The sequence below is a fragment of the Dietzia sp. WMMA184 genome (genome assembly GCF_002441635.1).
GTDB classification, from domain to species: Bacteria; Actinomycetota; Actinomycetes; order Mycobacteriales; family Mycobacteriaceae; genus Dietzia; species Dietzia kunjamensis.
Genome location: NZ_NXEI01000001.1, coordinates 1,354,986 through 1,374,911 on the forward strand (window position 1 = coordinate 1,354,986; position 19,926 = coordinate 1,374,911).

General features: G+C 71.4%; 17 protein-coding genes. 9 read left to right on the forward strand and 8 right to left on the reverse strand.

All coding sequences use genetic code 11. The features are described 5' to 3' along the window. Positions 1–69 precede the first annotated feature (69 nt). The gene (locus tag CK206_RS06240) at positions 70–1,185 is read right to left on the reverse strand and encodes a sugar phosphate nucleotidyltransferase (RefSeq protein WP_227022368.1); all 1,116 of its coding nucleotides are present in this window, start codon (positions 1,183–1,185) and stop codon (positions 70–72) included. A gap of 95 nt (positions 1,186–1,280) precedes the next feature. Next, on the reverse strand, positions 1,281–2,159 hold the full coding sequence (locus CK206_RS06245) for a glycosyltransferase family 2 protein (RefSeq protein ID WP_096905887.1): 879 nt from the start codon (positions 2,157–2,159) through the stop codon (positions 1,281–1,283). Positions 2,160–2,270: 111 nt separating this feature from the next. Between CK206_RS06245 and CK206_RS06250 the strand changes: the two genes are divergently transcribed. After that, complete coding sequence (locus CK206_RS06250) at positions 2,271–3,845, forward strand: LCP family protein (protein ID WP_096905888.1); 1,575 nt, start codon at positions 2,271–2,273, stop codon at positions 3,843–3,845. Positions 3,846–3,904: 59 nt separating this feature from the next. Beyond that, positions 3,905–4,591 (forward strand): TIGR03089 family protein, encoded by a 687-nt coding sequence (locus CK206_RS06255; RefSeq protein ID WP_096905889.1) that lies wholly within the window; start codon positions 3,905–3,907, stop codon positions 4,589–4,591. A gap of 180 nt (positions 4,592–4,771) precedes the next feature. Here CK206_RS06255 and CK206_RS06260 read toward each other — a convergent pair whose 3' ends face one another. The 5 genes from CK206_RS06260 to CK206_RS06280 all read right to left on the reverse strand — a co-directional run bounded on the left by CK206_RS06260 (position 4,772) and on the right by CK206_RS06280 (position 9,485). Then, the gene (locus tag CK206_RS06260) at positions 4,772–5,941 is read right to left on the reverse strand and encodes an acyl-CoA dehydrogenase family protein (RefSeq protein ID WP_067712247.1); all 1,170 of its coding nucleotides are present in this window, start codon (positions 5,939–5,941) and stop codon (positions 4,772–4,774) included. Positions 5,942–6,139: 198 nt separating this feature from the next. Further along, entirely contained in the window at positions 6,140–6,652 is a 513-nt protein-coding gene (gene purE, locus CK206_RS06265) for a 5-(carboxyamino)imidazole ribonucleotide mutase (protein WP_096905890.1), read from the reverse strand. A gap of 48 nt (positions 6,653–6,700) precedes the next feature. Next, entirely contained in the window at positions 6,701–7,987 is a 1,287-nt protein-coding gene (locus CK206_RS06270) for a 5-(carboxyamino)imidazole ribonucleotide synthase (protein WP_096905891.1), read from the reverse strand. A gap of 22 nt (positions 7,988–8,009) precedes the next feature. Next, positions 8,010–8,573, reverse strand: a complete 564-nt coding sequence (locus tag CK206_RS06275; protein ID WP_096905892.1) for a PH domain-containing protein — start codon at positions 8,571–8,573, stop codon at positions 8,010–8,012. Between the two features lie 3 nt (positions 8,574–8,576). Then, a complete protein-coding gene (locus tag CK206_RS06280; protein WP_096905893.1) occupies positions 8,577–9,485 on the reverse strand; it encodes a biotin--[acetyl-CoA-carboxylase] ligase in 909 nt (302 codons plus the stop codon). 77 nt (positions 9,486–9,562) lie between these two features. Here CK206_RS06280 and CK206_RS06285 point away from each other — a divergent pair, with 77 nt between their 5' ends. From CK206_RS06285 to CK206_RS06305, 5 genes are all read left to right on the forward strand, one after another. After that, the gene (locus CK206_RS06285) at positions 9,563–11,224 is read left to right on the forward strand and encodes an acyl-CoA carboxylase subunit beta (RefSeq protein ID WP_067712234.1); all 1,662 of its coding nucleotides are present in this window, start codon (positions 9,563–9,565) and stop codon (positions 11,222–11,224) included. Next, a complete protein-coding gene (locus tag CK206_RS06290; RefSeq protein WP_096905894.1) occupies positions 11,221–11,469 on the forward strand; it encodes an acyl-CoA carboxylase subunit epsilon in 249 nt (82 codons plus the stop codon). The genes CK206_RS06285 and CK206_RS06290 overlap by 4 nt, the downstream gene beginning before the upstream one ends. A gap of 180 nt (positions 11,470–11,649) precedes the next feature. Continuing rightward, positions 11,650–12,102, forward strand: coding sequence for a cupin domain-containing protein (locus tag CK206_RS06295; protein ID WP_254050501.1), 453 nt, complete (start codon positions 11,650–11,652; stop codon positions 12,100–12,102). 22 nt (positions 12,103–12,124) lie between these two features. Next, on the forward strand, positions 12,125–12,805 hold the full coding sequence (locus CK206_RS06300) for a nucleoside triphosphate pyrophosphatase (RefSeq protein ID WP_096905895.1): 681 nt from the start codon (positions 12,125–12,127) through the stop codon (positions 12,803–12,805). Positions 12,806–13,013: 208 nt separating this feature from the next. Further along, entirely contained in the window at positions 13,014–14,801 is a 1,788-nt protein-coding gene (locus CK206_RS06305) for an acetyl/propionyl/methylcrotonyl-CoA carboxylase subunit alpha (protein ID WP_067712221.1), read from the forward strand. 270 nt (positions 14,802–15,071) lie between these two features. Here the strand turns inward: CK206_RS06305 and CK206_RS06310 are convergent, their stop codons facing one another. After that, the gene (locus CK206_RS06310; RefSeq protein ID WP_096905896.1) at positions 15,072–16,847 is read right to left on the reverse strand and encodes a glycerol-3-phosphate dehydrogenase/oxidase; all 1,776 of its coding nucleotides are present in this window, start codon (positions 16,845–16,847) and stop codon (positions 15,072–15,074) included. Positions 16,848–16,948: 101 nt separating this feature from the next. Here CK206_RS06310 and glpK point away from each other — a divergent pair, with 101 nt between their 5' ends. After that, positions 16,949–18,508 (forward strand): glycerol kinase GlpK, encoded by a 1,560-nt coding sequence (gene glpK, locus CK206_RS06315; RefSeq protein ID WP_069389188.1) that lies wholly within the window; start codon positions 16,949–16,951, stop codon positions 18,506–18,508. Between the two features lie 236 nt (positions 18,509–18,744). Continuing rightward, positions 18,745–19,836, forward strand: a complete 1,092-nt coding sequence (locus tag CK206_RS06320) for an IS110 family transposase (protein WP_187699930.1) — start codon at positions 18,745–18,747, stop codon at positions 19,834–19,836. Positions 19,837–19,926: the final 90 nt, after the last annotated feature.

Below are 19,926 nucleotides of genomic sequence, written 5' to 3' on the forward strand. Positions count from 1 at the left end.
CGATGTCGCGCCACCTGCCGGATCCGATGGGTGGCGAGACATCGGATGGGTGGCGAAGGCCGGCCGGGCCTACATGTCGGTGGAGTAGCGGATCCCGCCGTCGGGGATCTGCACCCCCGGCCACACGCGGGCACCGCGCAGGAGCTCGCAGCGGGCACCGATGTCGGCGCCGTCACCGATCACGCCGTCCCGGATGAGCGCCCGGTGGCCAATTCTCGCGCCGAATCCGACGATCGAACGCTCGACCGTCGCCCCGGCCTCGATGCGGGCACCGTCGAAGACGACCGCGCCGTCCAGTCTGGCCCCGGCCCCGATCTCCGCGCCGCGCCCCACGACGGTCCCGCCGACCAGGACGGCGCCCGCCCCGATCCCGGCACCCTCGTGGACCAGGGACTCCCCCGCGTGGCCGTCGAGCGCCGGCGACGGGGCGATGCCGCGGACCAGGTCCGCCGAGCCGCGCACGAAGTCCTCCGGCGTGCCCATGTCCCGCCAGTAGGCGGAGTCGACGAACCCGTAGACGCGCCGGCCCTCACTGAGCAACTGGGGGAAGGTCTCACGCTCGACCGACACCGGCTGGCCCTCGGGGATCTGCTCGATGAGCTCACGGCGGAACACGTAGCAGCCGGCGTTGATCTGGTCGGTCGGCGGATCCTGGGTCTTCTCCAGGAAGTCCTGGACGCGCCCGTCGTCGTCGGTGGTGACGCAGCCGAACGCGCGCGGATCGGAGACGCGGACCAGGTGCATCGTCAGGTCGGCGTTCTTCTCGCGGTGCAGGGCGAGGATTTCCCGCAGGTCGGTCCCGCCGAGGACGTCGCCGTTGAACACCATGACCGTCGAGGCGGTGAGCTCGGACAGGACGTTGCGGATGCCGCCGCCGGTGCCCAGGGGTTCGGTCTCCACGACGTAGGAGATGTCCAGGTCCAGGGCCGACCCGTCGCCGAAGTACTCCTCGAAGACCTCGGCCTTGAAGGAGGTCCCCAGCACGACGCGCCGGATGCCGGCCGCCCGGATCCGGGAGAGCAGGTGGGTCAGGAAGGGCAGGCCCGCGGTGGGCAGCATCGGCTTGGGCGCCGAGATCGTCAGGGGCCTGAGCCGGGTGCCCTTGCCGCCGACCAGCACCACCGCCTCGGTGTCCGCGATCAGGTCGTCGTCGGCGGTGGCACTCCCGGGGGTCGTCGAGGTCACGGTGAAGGCTCCTGCTGTCGAAAGGGCCGCGGGCGGGGGCGCGCTCGCCCCGCTCCGGTGGCCGGTGGATGGGACTCGGTTCCGGGGTGTCGGGCTCAGCCCGCGGCGCGCCGGGCGGACCGGATCGCCAGGCGACACCGCAACTCCAGGCCCGCTCTGAGCGCCCAGCGTATCGGTGCCTGCCAGGCGTGTGGGTGCCTGTCCGCCTGGAACAGGTACGCGCTGCGGTGGTGCGCCCGGAGGGTGAACTCCGGCACCGCGTTCGCAGCGTGACCCTGGTCATGGTGGATGACGGCGGCGGGCACGTAGACGTTCTGCCACCCGGCCCTGCCGAGACGGTCGCCCAGGTCGATGTCCTCGAGGTACATGAAATACCGCTCGTCGAACCCGCCCAGGGCATCGAACGCCGCCCGGCGCAGCAGCAGGCACGAACCCGACAGCCACCCGGCGGCCCGCTCGGTCTCCATGTCCGCGTCGTCGAGGTATCCCGCCGTCCACGGGTTCCGCGGCCACACCTGGCCGAGCAGGGCGTGGCCGATCCCCGCGCCCAGACGTGGCACCGCCCGGGCGGACGGGTACACGGACCCGTCGGTCTCGGAGATCCGCGGGCCGAACGCGGCGGCCCGCGGCCAGCGTGCGGCGGCGGCGAGGAGCTCGTCCACCGACCCGGGTTCGAAGGTCACGTCCGGGTTGACCACCAGGACGAACTCCTGGTCGAAATCCTCCGGCCGGCCGGCGATCAGCGTCACCGCCCGGTTGATGGCGGTGCCGTACCCCAGGTTGCCGCCGGTCGGGAAGAACTCCGCGAACCCGTACTCCGCCGCGACCTCCTCCGGCGCGCCGTCCGTCGACCCGTTGTCCGCCATCACCAGGCCGACCTGCCGGGTCGTGGCCGCGGGGAGGGTCTCGACGAAGCTGCGGAGGTGGTCGCCCGGCGAGTACGTCACCGTCACGACGGGTAGTCGGGTCGTCACGCGCAACACCCTACGACGCACCCCACGGATTCCGACGCCCGGCGCGCGGCGCGGTACCGTTGATCATCATCGGCGGCCTCGAGCGGCCCTACTCGACGACAAGGACGGTGGATGAGCGCCGAGCTGCCAGCGACTCCCCGTCGTGCCCCCGGCCGGGCACGGGGACGGCGTCACGCCACCCCGACCCGCCCGGTCGCGTACCGGGTCGGTCGCGCCGTGGCCGCCCTCGTCTCCGCCCTGTGCCTCCTGGTCACCGGCGTCGGGTGGACCCTGTTCAACGGACTCAGCTCGGACCTGACCTCCGCCGGAGGTCTCGACGTGGGCGACGGTGGCCTCGACGGCGCCGTCGACATCCTGCTGGTGGGCACGGACAACCGGACCGACGCTCAGGGCAACCCCCTCAGCCAGGAGGAACTGGCCACGATCCGGACCGGCGAGGAGGAGGGCGAGAACACCGACACGATCCTCCTCATCAGGATCCCCGAGGACGGCAGTTCCGCCACCGCGATCTCCATCCCCCGCGATGTCTACGTGGAGACCAGCTCGGTCGGCGGGAGCAAGATCAACGGCGTCTACGCCGCGAACAAAGAGGCCCACCTCGAGCGTGCCGTCGCGTCCGACCCGGACGGTGAACTGACCGAGGAGGACCAGCGCGCCGCGGTCAAGGCCGGGCGCAACGGCCTCATCGGCGCCGTCGAGGATCTCACCGGCGTCCAGGCCGATCACTACGCCGAAATCGGCCTCCTGGGGTTCGTACTGCTCACCGACGCGGTCGGCGGCGTCCCCGTCTGCCTCAACGAGCCGGTCGACGAGCCGCTGTCGGGCGCGAACTTCCGTGCCGGCGTCCAGACGGTCTCCGGATCGGACGCCCTGAGCTTCGTGCGCCAACGCCATGACCTGCCCGCGGGCGACCTCGACCGGATCGTCCGTCAGCAGGTGTTCATGTCCCAGCTGGTCAAGAAGATCCTCTCCGCCGGCACCCTGGCCGACCCCTCGAAACTCGGTGCGCTGGTCGACGCCGCCAAGCGGTCCTTCGTCATCGACGAGAACTGGGACTTCGTCGACTTCGCCATGAAGCTCCAGGACATCAGCGGCGGCAACGTTCGATTCGAGACCATCCCGGTCACCAGCATCGACTCGTTCACCGAGTGGGGCGAGTCCATCGTCACCGCCGACCCCGCCCAGGTGTCGGAGTTCGTGGCCGGTTTCGCGAGCACCGAGGATCGGGAAGCGGACGCCGACGCCACCACCGATCCGGAGCAGACCCCCACCGACGCGCCGGGGCCGGACCCCGCGGAGGTGACGGTCTCCGTGGTCAACACCACCGCGATCGACGGTCTGGCCGCGCAGGTCTCCGGAGCCCTCACCGAGCTCGGCTACACCGCAGGCGACCTGCTCACCGACCCGGCCGCCGCCTACACCTCGCACGTCGCCGCAGCCTCCGCCGACGACGACGCCGCCTTTGCCGTATCGGAGGCCCTCGGCGGCCTGCCCGTGCAGGTCGACCCAGCGCTGCCCGACGGCTCCGTCCGCGTCGTCCTGGCCGAGGACTACAGTGGCCCCACCGGCGACGCCGCCGGCACCGAGTCGTACTCCCCCACCACCTCCTCCTATGCGCCGCTGCCGCCGTCCATCGCGGACCGCCCGACCTTCGACGCGGGCTCGGACGTCCCCTGCGTCAACTGACCGACTGCGCCCACCGACCGACTGCGCCCACTGACCGACCACCACCCGGGAGGCCCAGAGTGACCACCGCCGCCGACACCGTCCTGCAGCCGCTCCTCGCACTCGACCCGGGAACCCCCATGGTCACCCACTACGACCAGGCCGCCCCGTCACGAGTGGAACTGTCCGTCACCTCCACCGCGAACTGGGCCGCGAAGATCGCCGGACTCCTGCGCGACGAGCTCGGGGTGATGCCGGGCGACGTGATCGTGTGCGACCTGCCCGCGCACTGGCTCACCGTGGGCGTCCTCCTCGGCGCCTGGTGGGCGGGCGCCGAGGTGAGCACAGGGGCCGCGGACGACGCCGTCGCCGTCGTCACCGTCTCCGACCGCCTCGACCGCCACCCCACCGACGTCGAGACCCTCCTCATGACCACCGACCCGATGGGCCGCCCGCTGGCGGCCGCTGGCGTCGAGGTCCCCCCGGGCGTCACCGACCTCGCCGAGGCCTGCCGCATCCACCCGGACGCGTTCGTGCCCTCCGGCGGGGGCCCGCTCGCCCTCGACGGCGCTCCGCTGTCCGAACTGGCCGACCCCGCCCTGGCGGGCCGTGCCCTCGTGGCGGGCTCCGATCGCGACGACGTGGTGCAGGTCCTGGCCCGGGTGTTCGCCTCCGGTGGCACGGCGGTGCTCGTCACGGGAGCAGACGCGGACGATCCCGCGGTCGCCGACGTGGCGGCCACCGAACGCACCACGCTCACCCTCTGATCGCCCGGCGCCCGCGACACGCGCCCCAGCGACGCCGCGCCCCAGCGCCCCAGCGCGCCAGCGACGCGAAAATCCGCTACTCCGATTCCGGATCCGCGCCTCTTATACGGGTAGCAGATCCGGAATCGGAGTAGCGGATTCGCGGAGGGTGTGCCGGTCAGCGGGCCGGCGCCCCGGGCATCAGGCCAGGAGCTGGCGGGCCATGACCATGCGGTTGATCTGGTTGGTGCCCTCGTAGATCTGGGTGATCTTGGCGTCGCGCATCATGCGCTCGACCGGGAAGTCACGCGTGTACCCGGCGCCGCCGAACAGCTGCACGACGTTGGTGGTGACCTCCATCGCGACATCCGAGGCGAAGGTCTTGGAGGCGGCGGCCATGAAGCCCAGCTTCTCGCCACCGGGCGCGGAGCCGCGCTCGGCGTTGGCGGCGGCCGTGTAGACCATCAGGCGCGAGGCCTGCACCTTCATCGCCATGTCGGCCAGCATGAACTGCGTGTTCTGGAAGTCCGAGATCGCGCGGCCGAACTGCTTGCGCTCCTTGGTGTAGGCGATCGCCGCATCCAGGGCGCCCTGCGCGATACCGACGGCCTGCGCGCCGATGGTCGGGCGGGTGTGGTCGAGGGTCTGCAGGGCGGTCTTGAAGCCGGTGCCCGGCGCGCCGATGATCCGGTCGCCCGGGATGCGGACGTCCTCGAAGTACAGCTCCGCGGTGGGCGAACCCTTGATGCCGAGCTTCTTCTCGGTCTTGGACACGCCGAAACCCTCGTCGTCGGCGTGGACCATGAACGCGGAGATCCCGCCGGCACCCTTCTCGGGGTCCGTCACGGCCATGACGGTGTACCAGGTCGACTTGCCGCCATTGGTGATCCACGCCTTGGAGCCGTTGAGGATCCAGTCGTCGCCGTCCTGGCGGGCGCGGGTGCGCATGGCCGCCGCGTCGGAGCCGGCCTCACGCTCGGACAGCGCGTAGGAGGCCATCTTGCCCTCGGCGATCTCGGGAAGGACCTTCTGCTTGAGCTCCTCGCCACCGGCCAGGATCAGGCCCATGGTGCCGAGCTTGTTGACGGCGGGGATCAGCGAGGACGAACCACAGACGCGGGCGACCTCCTCGATCACGATGCAGGCCGCCACGGAGTCCGCGCCCTGCCCGCCGTACTCCTCCGGCACGTGGACCGCGTTGAAGCCCGAGGCGTTGAGCGCGTCGAGGGCCTCCTGGGGGAACCGCTCGTCCTCGTCGACGGCCGCGGCGTGGGGCTCGATCTCCTTCTCCGACAGGGCTCGGATCGCGGCCCGGAGCTCTTCGTGCTCCTCCGCCGGGCGGTACAGGTCGAAGTCGGGGTTACCGGACATATGCGGGCCTCCATGAGGGATTCGTCGGTGCTGATCGCGCGGCGGGCGCCGGCCAGGTTCTCGCGGAGGGGCCGCTGACGCTAGTCGGCCGCCAGTATCGCCGCGGGAGACGCGAGGCCGCGTCCGGCCCTTCAAATTACCAGTCGGAAGTCGGCCCCCGTCGGCGCCGTCGGCCCCGCCGCGCCCCCGCGGTGGCGATCAGCCGAGCAGTTGGCGGCGCAGGGCCTCGTCCTTGCGCTCGACCATCGCCTCCAGCTCGGTCTGGAACGCCTCCATCCGCTCGCGCAGGGCGGGGTCGGAGGCGGCGAGGATCCGCACCGCGAGCAGACCCGCGTTCCGCGCCCCGCCGATCGACACGGTGGCCACCGGGACACCGGCGGGCATCTGCACGATCGACAGCAGGGAATCCATGCCGTCCAGGTGCTTGAGCGGCACGGGGACACCGATGACCGGCAGCGGCGTGGCCGAGGCGACCATCCCCGGGAGGTGCGCGGCGCCGCCCGCTCCCGCGATCACCACGCGGACGCCCCGGCCGGCCGCCGAGCGGGCGTAGTCGAGCATCTTCTGCGGGGTGCGGTGTGCCGAGACCACCCCGACCTCGAAGGTGATCCCGAACTCCGCGAGCGCCTCCGCCGCGGCCTCCATGGTGGGCCAGTCGGAGTCGCTGCCCATGATCAGACCGACCTGCGGCCCGTCCTGTCGCTCGGTCATCTCGTCGCCTTTCCTCGGTGTGGTGCGCTCAGCGTTCCGGTGGTGCACTCAGCGTTCGAAGTCCCCGACGGCAGCCCCCGTGTGGGGGTCCCAGCCGTCGGCCCACTGCGCGTGGGAGAGCCAGTGGGCCGCGAGTTCCGCGACCGCGCGGACGGAGGCCACCTGGTCCGCGTCGTCCGGGTCGACGCCCGGGTCTGCCAGGACGTTGACGTGCCCGATCTTGCGGCCGTGCCGCTCGGACTTGCCGTAGAGGTGCACCTTCGCATGCGGGAACCGGGCGGCGAGGTGGTGGACGCGCTCGTCCATGCTCATCTCCGGCGTCTCGGGAGCGCCGAGGACGTTGGCCATCACGGTGAGGGGCGCGGTCGGGACGGTGGAGCCGAGCGGGTAGTCGAGTACGGCCCGCAGGTGCTGCTCGAACTGGCTGGTGGTGGCCCCGTCCATCGTCCAGTGGCCGGAGTTGTGGGGACGCATCGCGAGCTCGTTGACGAGCACTCCCGGGCGACCGTCCGAGCCGATGACCTCGAACAGTTCCACGGCCATCACGCCGGTCACGTCGAGGTGCTCGGCCAGTCGCAGTGCGGTGGCCTGCACGGCCGAGCGCAGGTCGTCGGGCAGCCCGGGGGCGGGCGCGATCGCCACCGAGCAGATCCCGTCGCGCTGGACGGTCTCGACGACCGGCCACACCGCGCCCTGCCCGAACGGGGACCGGGCCACCATCGCGGACAGCTCCCGGGTCCACGGGACGCGGGCCTCGGCCATCATCGGCACCCCGGCGGCGAGCTGCTCGTCGGCGATCCGCTCTGCCTCCTCCAGCGAGCCCGGCATCCACACGCCCCGACCGTCGTACCCGCCCCGCGCGGCCTTGAGGACGATGTTCCCGTCCTGTTCGGCGTGGAAACGCCGGACGTCGTCGAGCGAGTCCACGCCGGTGAACGGCGGGACCGGGGCGCCGATCTCCGCCAACGCCCGCCGCATGACCAGCTTGTCCTGGGCGTGGATGAGCGCGGACGCGCGGGGACGGACGGCGACCCCGGCGGATTCCAGCTCGAGCAGGATCTGCGGGGGCACGTGCTCGTGGTCGAAGGTCATGACGTCGGCGCCCTCCGCGGCGGCGCGGACGGCGTCGGGATCATCGTGCGCGCCGATCACCACATCCGGCGTGACCTGGGCGGCCGGGTCCTGCGGGTCGGCGGCGAGCACGCGCAGCGTCTGGCCGAGGGCGACGGCCGCCTGGTGGGTCATGCGGGCGAGTTGTCCCCCACCGATCATCGCCACGACGGGCGTGCCGAGGGGATTGCGGCGGATGCGCGAGTCGTCGTTCACGTCGCCCATGGTCTCACGCGGGGCGGGGTCGTCACCGCCGCCCCGGGAGCCCCCAGCGGAACCGTGGCGCCGCGGCGACCGGAGCGGGCGGGGGCGGGGGTGGCAGTCGCATGAGCTCGTCGTAGACGGCGGCGTGGACGCGGGCGACCTCCGGGACGTGGTCGATCTCCACCGGCGGCAGGTGACCGAGCTCGAGGATCAGGCATCCCGTGCCCAGGGCGCGGTCGGTGAGGGTGTGGCGGAACCTGACGGCGCTGATCCTGCGCAGCGGCACGTCCACGCACCTCCGCGAGGATCCAGCCGGCCGGTAGAGCACCCTCTCGTCGGTGACCACCAGGTCGGTCCGCGTCCACCGGGTCAGGGGCCAGAGTCCGAACCGGAGAACGACCAGGGCGTACAGCACCGCGACCATGGCCCAGGTCGCCGTACGGTCCCCGGCGTGGACCACCTGTACCTCGATGAAGCCGCCGGCGATCCCCGCGAGACCCGCCCCGACCACCGTGACCAGCGCCGGGCGGACGAGGGCGCGCCAGTGCGGGTGGGTGTGGACGATGAGCGTCTCCCCCGGCGCGAGGACCGATCGGATGAAACCCACGGCTCAGCCGCCCCACCGACCGCCGACGCCACGGACGTGGGTGACGTCGCCGGCGGCGACGGCGAACTCACCGTCGGGGTCGACGACGACGAGGCGGCCGTCGCGGTCGACCCTGTCCGCGCGCCCGGTCCGCACGACGTCCCCGGGTAGTTCGACCCTCACCTCGGCGCCGACGGTGGAGCAGGCCTCGGTGTAGGTCGTCATGAGCAGGTCCGAGACGGTCGATCCGCTCCCGCGCTCGCACTCGCGCCACTGGCGGTGGCGCAGAGCCAGCGCCTCCAGGACGGCGCGGGCCACGCCGTCCCGGTCACCGGACCCGCCGGCCAGCGCCAGCGAGGTGGCGTGGGGCACCGGCAGCTGCTCGCGGGTGAGTGAGACGTTGATGCCGACCCCCACCACCACGGCCGGCAGCCGGACGGGGAAGTCCCCGCCGCCCGGGACGGTGGTCATCTCGGCGAGGATGCCGGCGATCTTGCGCCCGTCCACCAGGACGTCGTTGGGCCACTTGAGCGTCGGGTCCACGCCACCGGCCTCGCGCAGCCCGTCCCTCACCGCGAGACCGGTGACGAGGGGCAGCCATCCGAAGAGGGTCGGCGAGATCGCTCCGGGGCGCAACAGGACGCTCACGGCGACCTGCGTGCGCGGCGGGGCGGTCCACACGCGACCGAGGCGACCGCGGCCGGACGCCTGGTGCTCGGCCAGCAACACGCTGCGGTCGGGGGCACCCCCGGCCGCGCGGGAGATCAACTCGGCGTTCGTCGACCCGATGTCGTCGACGACGTCGAGTGACGAGTACGGCGCGTCCGGGCCCTCCACCAGAGCGCGACGGAGCGCGTCGGCGTCCAACCTGGGCGGGATCTCGGTACCTGGATCTGCGTGCACGACCCCCAGCGTATGTCGCCGCTCGGACATCGGGCGGGGTCGCCGCCGGGGGATGTACGCCGGGTCACGTCGCCACGGAGGCGGGTCACTGGTTAGAGTCTTGCAACATGACGACTGCCTCAGAACCGGACGTGAACTCGGCTCTGTCTAACGACGTACCGACGGCATCCGCGACCCCCGACATCCACACGACCGCCGGGAAGCTGTCCGAGCTGCGTCGGCGCCTCGACGAGGCCCGGGCCCCGATGGGGCAGGCCGCGGTGGACAAAACACACGACAAGGGCCTGATGACGGCCCGCGAGCGCATCGAGAACCTTCTCGACCCGGGCTCGTTCGTCGAGATCGACGCCCTGGCCCGCCACCGGGCCACGACGTTCGGTCTCGCCGAGCGCCGGCCGCTGGGCGACGGTGTCATCACCGGCTACGGCACGATCGACGGCCGGAGCGTCTGCGTCTTCTCGCAGGACGCCACCGTCTTCGGCGGGTCGCTGGGCGAGGTCTACGGCGAGAAGATCGTCAAGGTCATGGATCTGGCCCTCAAGACCGGCCGTCCGATGATCGGCATCAACCACGGCGCCGGCGCCCGGATCCAGGAGGGCGTCGTCTCGCTCGGCCTGTACGGCGAGATCTTCCACCGCAACGTCCTCTCGTCGGGTGTCATCCCGCAGGTCTCCCTGATCATGGGCCCGTCGGCCGGCGGCCACGTCTACTCCCCCGCGCTGACCGACTTCACCGTGATGGTCGACAAGACGTCGCAGATGTTCGTGACGGGCCCCGACGTCATCAAGACCGTCACCGGCGAGGAGGTCTCGCAGGAGGAACTCGGCGGCGCCACCACGCACATGACCAAGTCGGGCGTGTCCCACTACACCGCCAGTGACGAGCAGGACGCCCTGGACTTCGTCAAGGACCTGCTCTCCTACCTCCCGAGCAACAACCGTGCCGAGGCCCCGCGGTTCCCGTTCCCCGTCGCCGAGGGTGCGATCGAGGACAACCTCACGCTCGAGGACCACGATCTCGACACGATCATCCCCGACTCCTCCAACAGCCCGTACGACATGCACGAGGTCATCTCGCACATCGTCGACGACGGCGAGTTCCTGGAGATCCAGGGCCAGTACGCGATGAACGTCATCGTCGGTTACGGCCGTATCGAGGGCCGCAGCGTGGGCGTGGTCGCCAACCAGCCCACCCAGTTCGCCGGCTGCCTGGACATCAAGGCCTCCGAGAAGGCCGCCCGCTTCGTCCGTACCTGCGACGCGTTCAACATCCCCATCCTCACGCTGGTCGACGTGCCGGGCTTCCTGCCCGGGACCGGCCAGGAGTTCGACGGGATCATCCGCCGCGGCGCCAAGCTGCTCTACGCCTACGGTGAGGCCACCGTCGGCAAGGTCACCGTCATCACCCGCAAGGCCTACGGTGGCGCGTACGACGTCATGGGCTCCAAGCACATGGGCGCCGACATCAACCTCGCGTGGCCGACCGCAGAGATCGCCGTCATGGGCGCCTCCGGAGCCGTCGGCTTCGTCTACCGCGACCAGCTCAAGCAGGCCGCGGCCAACGGCGAGGACGTCGACGCACTCCGGCTCAAGCTCCAGGCCGAGTACGAGGACACCCTCGTCAACCCGTACGTCGCCGCCGAGCGTGGCTACGTCGACGCGGTCATCCCGCCCTCGCACACCCGCCTGCAGGTCGCCCAGGCACTGCGGCTGCTCGACCGCAAGGTCGTCGAGGTGCCGGCCAAGAAGCACGGGAACATCCCGCTGTGACCGGCGAGCAGCAGCAGGACCCCGCCGGGCAGCCGGAGAAGCCGTTCTTCGAGATCGTGGGCGGCAACCCCACTCCCACGGAGGTGGGCATCCTGTCCGCGGTCTTCGCGACCGCGCAGGGGAACGCCGCCCACGCGAGTGAGCACGACACCGGCGTCAGGGATGACTGGGGATCCTACGAGGACCGCCTGCGTCCGCCGTTCGGATACAGCCCGAGCTCGTTCCTCAACCGCCGCCAGTACTGAGCGCAGAGGACGGGCCGCACCACGAGCCGCCCCCGTCCCCGCCCCCCACGCGTGCCGATGCACGCGCTGGAGCACGGGCACGGGGGCGGCTGTGTCGTATCAGGGCTGCTGCGTCGGATCAGTAGGGTGGTGGCACCGCCGCCGGACCGGTCGGCGGGCAGTTCTCGAGGAGGACCGTCGATGTCCGAGGAAGCCACCTCCGCCGGGCGGGAGGCCACGTCTCCCGGGCGGGACGCCGGGGCATCCGGCGGTCCCACCCGCGACCCCGTGGCCGAGGATCGCGATCACGGCCGTCGTGCCGGCACCGACGAGGGCACCGCCACGCACCACACCGACGTCATCGGGAGGGCGGCGCCGTCCGCCACCCGCCCCGGGGCCACGGTCGTCCACCAGGACGAGACCGCCAAGATCGTCGCGTTCGAGTTCGACGAGGGCCAGGAGATGCCCGACCACGCCGCGTTCCACCCCATCCTGATCCAGCTGCTGCGGGGACGCGTGGAGTTCGGCCTGCCGGACCGCACACTCGAACTGCGCACCGGCGAAATCCTCCACCTCACCGCCAAGCTCCGGCACCGGGTCCGGGCACTCGAACCCACCACGCTGACCATCACGATGCTGCTGCCGCGGTCCTGACCCGGTGGCTACGCTGAGGCCCATGATCGCGCTCGTCCTCGCCTCCGCCTCCCCGTCCCGACTGCGGATCCTCGAGCAGGCGGGGGTGGACCCGCTCATCCGCCACCCTCAGGTCGACGAGGACGCCCTGCAGGCCGCCCTGCCGCCGGGAACCCCGCACGTGCGGGTCGTGGAGGAACTGGCCCGCGCCAAGGCGGAAGACGTCCTGCAGCGCGAGGGCGAGTCTCTCGCGGCCGAGGCGAGGTCGGCCGGTGCCGACACACTCGTGGTGGTCGGGTGCGACTCGATGCTGTTGGTCGACGGCCACCTCGAGGGCAAACCCCACACCTACGAGCGCGCCATGGAGCGCTGGCGGAGGATGCGCGGGCGTCACGGGGTGCTGCTCACCGGCCACGCGCTGATCGTGGCCGATCTCACCGGCGACGACCCCCTCGCCGTCACCTACTCCGAGACCGACACGTCCGACACCACGGTGCACTTCGGCGCACCGTCCGACGCCGACCTCGACGTGTACCTGCGCACCGGGGAGCCGCTCGAGTGCGCGGGCGCGTTCACGATCGAGTCACTCGGGGGCTGGTTCATCGACCGGATCGAGGGCGACCCGTCGAGCGTGATCGGGCTCAGCCTGCCACTGCTGCGACGACTCCTCGAGGGTGCCGGAATCAACGCCCACCGCGTCTGGCGACCCGAGCTCCGGACGTGAATCCACCCGGGTTTCCCCACCCGGGGACGTGACCGGCCCAACAACTTCGCAGGTCAGGCCGCCCGGCGCCCGGCGGGCCCGCCCCCGCGGGCCAGCCCTTGGACCCCCAACACCACACATGAGGGGGGCCTCTCATTAGACTGCGGAAGAACTCGGTGGGCCCCACGGCCGATCGACAGTAGAGACGTTTACCTCCAGGAGGCCCTGAGTGCCCAGTCATGCCAGCTCTCACATCACCAAGGTCCTCGTCGCCAACCGCGGCGAGATCGCCGTCCGTGTGATCCGTGCGGCGAAGGACGCCGGCCTGGCCAGCGTGGCCGTATACGCCGAGCCCGACGCCGACGCACTGTTCGTCAAGCTGGCCGACGAGGCCTTCGCTCTGGGAGGCACCACCTCCGCGGAGTCGTACCTGGTCTTCGACAAGATCCTCGACGCCGCCGCCAAGTCCGGCGCGGACGCCATCCATCCCGGCTACGGCTTCCTGTCCGAGAACGCCGACTTCGCGCAGGCCGTCATCGACGCAGGCCTGATCTGGATCGGCCCCCCGCCGCAGGCGATCCGGGACCTCGGCGACAAGGTCACCGCCCGCCACATCGCCGAGCGGGCCAACGCCCCCATGGCCGCCGGCACCAAGGACCCCGTCGCGGGTGCCGACGAGGTCGTGAAGTTCGCCGAGCAGTACGGCCTGCCCATCGCGATCAAGGCCGCCTTCGGCGGTGGCGGTCGCGGTATGAAGGTCGCCCACAGGATGGAGGAGGTCGCCGAGCTCTTCGAGTCGGCCACCCGTGAGGCCGTCGCCGCGTTCGGTCGCGGCGAGTGCTTCGTCGAGCAGTACCTCGACAAGGCCCGCCACGTCGAGGCCCAGGTCCTCGCCGACCAGCACGGCAACGTCATCGTCGCCGGCACCCGCGACTGCACCCTGCAGCGCCGCTTCCAGAAGCTCGTCGAGGAGGCCCCCGCGCCGTTCCTCACCGACGACCAGCGCAAGCGGATCCACGACTCCGCCAAGGCCATCTGCAAGGAGGCCGGCTACTACGGCGCCGGCACCGTCGAGTACATGGTCCAGGGCGACACGATCTCCTTCCTCGAGGTCAACACCCGCCTCCAGGTGGAGCACCCGGTCACCGAGGAGACCGCGGGCATCGACCTCGTCCTGCAGCAGTTCAAGATCGCCGAGGGCGAGGTGCTCGAGTTCACCGAGGACCCCGCCCCGCGTGGCCACGCCTTCGAGTTCCGCATCAACGGCGAGGACGCGGGTCGCGGCTTCCTGCCCGCCCCCGGCACCATCACCGGTTACCACGAGCCCACCGGCCCGGGCGTGCGCATGGACTCGGGCGTCGAGCAGGGTGACACGATCGGCGGCCAGTTCGACTCCATGCTCGCCAAGCTGATCGTGTGGGGCGAGGACCGCGACCAGGCACTCGCCCGCTCGGCCCGCGCCCTGGCCGAGTACAAGATCGAGGGCATGGCCACGGTCCTGCCGTTCCACCAGCACATCGTCACCAACCCGGCATACGTCGGTGACGGCAAGAGCTTCGACATCTACACCAAGTGGATCGAGGAGGAGTGGGACAACCCGATCGAGCCGTGGTCGCCCACCGGTGCGCCGGCCGACGACGACGAGCCCGTCGAGCGCAAGAAGGTCGTCGTCGAGGTGGACGGACGTCGCGTCGAGGTCTCCCTGCCCGGTGACCTGGCCTTCGGCGGCTCCCATGCCGGCGGGACCGTCCGCCGCAAGGCCAAGTCCCGCACCCGTGGCGGCGCCGCAGGTGCGGCCGCGTCCGGTGACGCCGTGTCGGCCCCGATGCAGGGCACCGTCGTGAAGGTCGCCGTGGAGGAGGGCCAGGAGGTCTCCGCCGGCGACCTGGTGGCCGTGCTCGAGGCCATGAAGATGGAGAACCCGGTCACCGCGCACAAGGACGGCGTCATCACCGACCTCGCCGTCGATGCCGGCGCCGCCGTGACCCAGGGAACGGTCCTCTGCGAGATCAAGTGACCTCGTGACGTAGTGGGCGTTCTCGCGCCCACCACGTGCCGAATCCCTGGCGCATCTGCGTCGAACTCGAATCCGCCCCTCGGATCTCGATCTCCGCCCCGGCCCCCGGGAGCGAGTCGAGATGCGAGGGGCGGATTCGTCGTCAGGGAGTCCGGACGCGGCCGGGCCACTCCACCCGCGGGCGGGCCACCCGGCCGGCCTGCGCGGACGCGGCCGGGCCACTCCAACCGCGGCCGGGCCACCCGGCCGGCCCGCCCGTACGGGGCCGGGTCAGCCGGTCGAGCTGTCGACCACGGGCTGGGCGCTGGCGGGATCGAAGGTCGCGTCCGCGAGGAACTCCCGGACCTCGGGCACACGCCGGAGGAATCCGTCCGCCTCGTCGTCGGACTCCGCCACCTGGCTCGCCTCCTCGGCGGCGACCCGCCGCTCGAACAGCTCCACCTCCCTGGCGATGCGCTCGTCGTCCCAGCCGAGAACGCCCGCCATCAACTCGGCGACCTCGCGGGCGCAGTCGACGCCACCGTGCTGGTACTCCATGGAGATCCGGGTGCGGCGCACGAGGACGTCCTCGAGGTGCAGGGCGGCCTCCGCGAGGGCGGCGTGCACGATCTCCACGCGCAGGTAGCGCTCGGCTCCCCGGACGGGATCGAGGAGGTCGGGCCGGTCGGCGGCGAGCTCGAGGACGTATTCGGCGAGCGTTCCGTACCGCCCGAGCAGGTGCTGCATCTGGTCGTCGCGGATCTCGTACTGGTCGGCGATCCGGTCGGCGCGGTTGACCATCCCGGGGTAGCCGTCGGCGCCCAGCAGCGGGATCCGCTCGGTCGTCGACGGCGGCACCTCGGCGGCCCGCTCCCCCAGTTCCGCCACGGCGGCGTCCACCGCGTCGGCGGCCATCACGCGGTAGGTCGTGTACTTGCCGCCCGCCACGACCACCGCGCCGGGGGCCACGTTCATCACGGCGTGTTCGCGGGAGAGCTTGGCGGTGGAGTCGGCGCCGCCGGAGAGCAGCGGGCGCAGGCCGGCGTACACGCCGCGGACGTCCTCGCGCCGGATCGGGGTGGTGAGCATCGAGTTGACGTGGCCGAGGATGTAGTCGATGTCCGCGCCGGTGGCCGCCGGGTGGGCGAGGTCGAGTTGCCAGTCGGTGTCGGTGGTGCCGATGATCCAGTACTCGCCCCACGGGATGACGAACAGCACGGACTTCTCGGTGCGCAGGATGAGCGCGGCCTCGGAGTCGACCTTGTCGCGGTCCACCACGATGTGCACGCCCTTGGACGCCCGCACGGTGAAGCCGCCCTCCTCGCCGAGCATCTTCTGCAGCTGGTCGGTCCACACCCCGGCGGCGTTGAGCACGGCCCCGGCCCGGACGTCGGTCTCGCGACCGGTCTCGGCGTCGCGCACCCGCACGCCGGTGACCCGGTCGCCGTCGCGGAGGTAGCCGATCACCTGGGTGGAGTTGGCCACGACCGCCCCGTGGTGCGCGGCGGTGCGCGCCAGGGTGAGGGTGTGGCGGGCATCGTCGACGAGGGTGTCCCAGTACCGGATCCCGCCTACGACGGCGTCCTCGCGCAGCCCCGGGGCCACGCGGCGCGCTCCCGCGCGGCTGTAGTGCTTCTGCGGCGGGACGCTCTTGGAGCCGCCCATCACGTCGTAGAGCACGAATCCTGCGGCCATGTAGGGGCGTTCCCAGAACCGACGGGTGAGCGGGAAGAGGAACTTCAGCGGCGTGACCAGGTGCGGGGCCAGTCGCGTCATGCTGAGTTCGCGCTCGTGGAGGGCCTCGGCGACCAGGCCGAAATCGAGCTGCTCGAGGTAGCGCAACCCGCCGTGGAACATCTTCGAGCTGCGGGAGGACGTGCCGGCGGCGAAGTCGCGGGCCTCGACGAGCGCCACGTTCAGCCCCCTGGTGGCCGCGTCGAGCGCGCTGCCGGTGCCCACCACACCCCCGCCCACGATCACGATGTCGAAGGTGTCCTCCGACAATCTGCGCCAGGCCTCGGCGCGGCGGTCGGGGCCGAGGACCGATCGGGACCTGGTCGTGGGCATGGGCGCTCCCTCCGGGGCCGTGCGCGGGTTCCGGCCCGTCGCCGACGACTCTACGCGCGAGGCGGACGTGTCCACGCGAACGCGGACGTAGTCTTGGCCGTGTGACTCGCAGCTCCTACATCCTCGCGATCGACCAGGGCACCACCTCGACACGGGCGATCCTCTTCGACGACCGGGGCATGCCGGTGCCCGCGGCGACGGCGCAGGTCGAGCACCGGCAGATCCTGCCGAGGGCGGGCTGGGTCGAGCACGACCCGCTGGAGATCTGGCAGAACGTCCGCGCCGCCATGGCCCAGGTCGCGAGCAGCGTGGACCTCGAACCGGCGGCGGTGACCGCCATCGGCATCACCAACCAGCGCGAGACGGTGGTGGTGTGGGACCGGGAGACCGGCGATCCGGTCTACAACGCGATCGTGTGGCAGGACACCCGCACCTCCGGCATCTGCGCACGGTTGTCCGAGGCCCACCCGGACGGCGACGACCGGTTCCGCGCCGCCACCGGCCTGCCCCTGTCGACGTACTTCGCCGGCCCCAAGATCCGGTGGATCCTCGAGCACCTGGACGAGCGGGGCGAACGCGGGACCGAGCGGGCCGAGGCCGGGGAACTGCTGGCGGGGACCATAGACTCGTGGTTGGTGTGGAACCTCACGGGTGGGCGCCGGGGTGGCGACGACGGCGAGGCGGCCCTCCACGTCACGGATGTCACCAACGCGTCGCGGACCCTGCTCATGGATCTGCGGTCCCTGGAGTGGGGTGACGAGCTGTGCCGTGAGGTCGGCGTCCCCCGGGCGATGCTGCCGCGGATCGTCCCCTCCTCCGGCGTGCTGGGGCACGTGACGACACGGCGGATGTTCGGCGGCACGCCCATCGCCGGGATCCTCGGCGATCAGCAGGCCGCGATGTTCGGGCAGACCTGCTTCGAGCCGGGCGAGGCCAAGAACACCTACGGCACGGGCGCGTTCCTGCTGCTCAATACGGGCACGACGCCGCAGTTCAGCGAGAACGGTCTGCTCACCACCGTCTGCTACCAGCTGGGGGACGCCGATCCCGTGTACGCCCTCGAGGGGTCCGTGGCCGTGGCGGGGTCACTGGTGCAGTGGCTGCGCGACAACCTCGGGGTGATCTCGACCGCCGACGAGACCGAGGACCTCGCGAGATCCTTGGAGGACAACGGCGACTGCTACCTGGTGCCGGCCTTCTCCGGGCTGCTCGCCCCGCGCTGGCGGCCGGACGCCCGCGGCGTGATGGTGGGCCTGACCCGCTTCCACACCCGGGCGCACCTGGCGCGGGCCGCGCTCGAGGCCACGGCCTTCCAGAGCCGCGAGATGGCCGCGGCGATGGTCGCCGACGCCGGGGAGTCCGCCGATTCGCTGCGGGTGGACGGCGGGATGGTGGTCAACGACTTCCTCATGCAGTTCCAGGCCGACATCCTCGGGGTGGACGTGATCCGGCCGGAGGTCACCGAGACCACCGCACTGGGTGCCGCGTTCGCCGCCGGGCTGGCGGTGGGTCAGTGGGACTCCCCCGACCGGCTCCGTGAACTGTGGCGGGAGGACTGCCGCTGGACGCCGCAGATGCCCGAGGAGGAACGTCAGCGGTTGATCCGCCGGTGGGACGACGCGGTCGAGCGGACGCTGGGCTGGGCGGACGTCGAGGGCTGACAGTGATGATGTGTGTAGTGGTTCTTCGGGCGGGTCTGACTCACGGGCTGACCGTCGCGGTGGCTGACTAGAAGCGGATTTGTCGGCCCGCTCGGGGGATCGCTACGCACGCGACCGGACGGGCGTTTGTGACCTCATAGGAGCTTGGTTCAGAAGCCCCGCCACTGTCTTGTCCGCCCGCCTGGCCGGCGCGTGCTGCCCCACCGGGATCAACGAGAAAGGCAGCAGTGACCATGATGTCCGATCAGCACGTGCATGTCATCGCCGGAGTGGATACGCATGGCCAGACCCATCACGCGGCGGTGATCGACTCCCTCGGGCGGCATCTGGCCGACCGAGAGTTCCCGGCCACGGGTTCCGGGTACCGGCAGCTACTTTCATGGCTCGGCGGCCACGGCACCGTGCAGGCCGTTGGGGTCGAGGGCACCGGAGCCTACGGCGCCGAGCTGTCTCGGGTGCTGGCCCGGGCCGGACTACCGGTGGTCGAAGTCGACCGACCCGACCGCAAGACCCGGCGGATGAAGGGCAAGTCCGACCCGATAGACGCCTATGCCGCTGCTACCGCGGTCGCCTCCGGGCGTGCCACTGGCGTGCCGAAGACCCGCGACGGGATCGTGGAGGCCGTCCGGGCCTTGCGTGTGCCTCGGCGCTCCGCGGTCAAGGCCCGCACCCAAGCGATCAACCAGGCCAGGCAGCTGGTGATCACCGCTCCGGAGGAATTGCGAGCCCAGTTGCGTGGCCTGCCCGCCCGCGAGCTGGCCGCAGTCTGCGCCCGGTTCCGTCCCAGCGACCTCGCTAGTCCCCTCGGCGCGACCAAGGCGGCACTACGCATTCTGAGCCGCCGGATCCTGGCACTGAGTGAGGAGATCGCCGACCTCGACGTCGAGCTAAAAGCCCTGACCGCGCAGACGGCTCCGACCCTGATGAACCGCATGGGCGTGGGACCTGACGTCGCCGGGCAGCTTCTGGCCACCGCGGGCGACAACCCAGACAGGCTGCGCTCCGAAGCGGCGTTCGCGCACCTGTGCGGCGTGGCCCCGATCCCTGCCTCTTCAGGACGACGAGACCGACACCGACTCAACCGCGGTGGCGACCGGGCCGCGAACCACGCCCTGCATACCATCGCACTGAGCCGCATGCGATGGGACGAACGCACCCGCTCATACGTTGACCGACGAACCGCGCAAGGCCTGTCCAAGAAAGACATCATGCGCTGCCTCAAACGCCACATCGCGCGCGAGATCTACCATGCCCTGATCAACGACCTGCAGGCTCGCGACCCCGCCACCAAAGCACCGACCACCGCCGACCTCGCCAAAGCCGCTTGACATCCATAGGAGCATCCCGGCGGCGACCGGTGCGATGGGCGCGCTCGGTCGGCCGGTGCGATGGGCGCGCTCGGTCGGCGGGTGCGGTCG

What these genes read in the sequence shown, in the direction of transcription:
- CK206_RS06250 (WP_096905888.1), top strand. Translation starts at nt 2,271, where the DNA reads ATGAGCGCCGAGCTGCCAGCGACTCCCCGTCGTGCCCCCGGCCGGGCA.
- CK206_RS06300 (WP_096905895.1), top strand. Translation starts at nt 12,125, where the DNA reads ATGATCGCGCTCGTCCTCGCCTCCGCCTCCCCGTCCCGACTGCGGATC.
- CK206_RS06280 (WP_096905893.1), bottom strand. Translation starts at nt 9,485, where the DNA reads ATGTCCGAGCGGCGACATACGCTGGGGGTCGTGCACGCAGATCCAGGT.
- CK206_RS06260 (WP_067712247.1), bottom strand. Translation starts at nt 5,941, where the DNA reads ATGTCCGGTAACCCCGACTTCGACCTGTACCGCCCGGCGGAGGAGCAC.
- CK206_RS06270 (WP_096905891.1), bottom strand. Translation starts at nt 7,987, where the DNA reads ATGGGCGACGTGAACGACGACTCGCGCATCCGCCGCAATCCCCTCGGC.
- purE (WP_096905890.1), bottom strand. Translation starts at nt 6,652, where the DNA reads ATGACCGAGCGACAGGACGGGCCGCAGGTCGGTCTGATCATGGGCAGC.
- CK206_RS06310 (WP_096905896.1), bottom strand. Translation starts at nt 16,847, where the DNA reads ATGCCCACGACCAGGTCCCGATCGGTCCTCGGCCCCGACCGCCGCGCC.
- CK206_RS06320 (WP_187699930.1), top strand. Translation starts at nt 18,745, where the DNA reads ATGTCCGATCAGCACGTGCATGTCATCGCCGGAGTGGATACGCATGGC.
- CK206_RS06295 (WP_254050501.1), top strand. Translation starts at nt 11,650, where the DNA reads ATGTCCGAGGAAGCCACCTCCGCCGGGCGGGAGGCCACGTCTCCCGGG.
- CK206_RS06285 (WP_067712234.1), top strand. Translation starts at nt 9,563, where the DNA reads ATGACGACTGCCTCAGAACCGGACGTGAACTCGGCTCTGTCTAACGAC.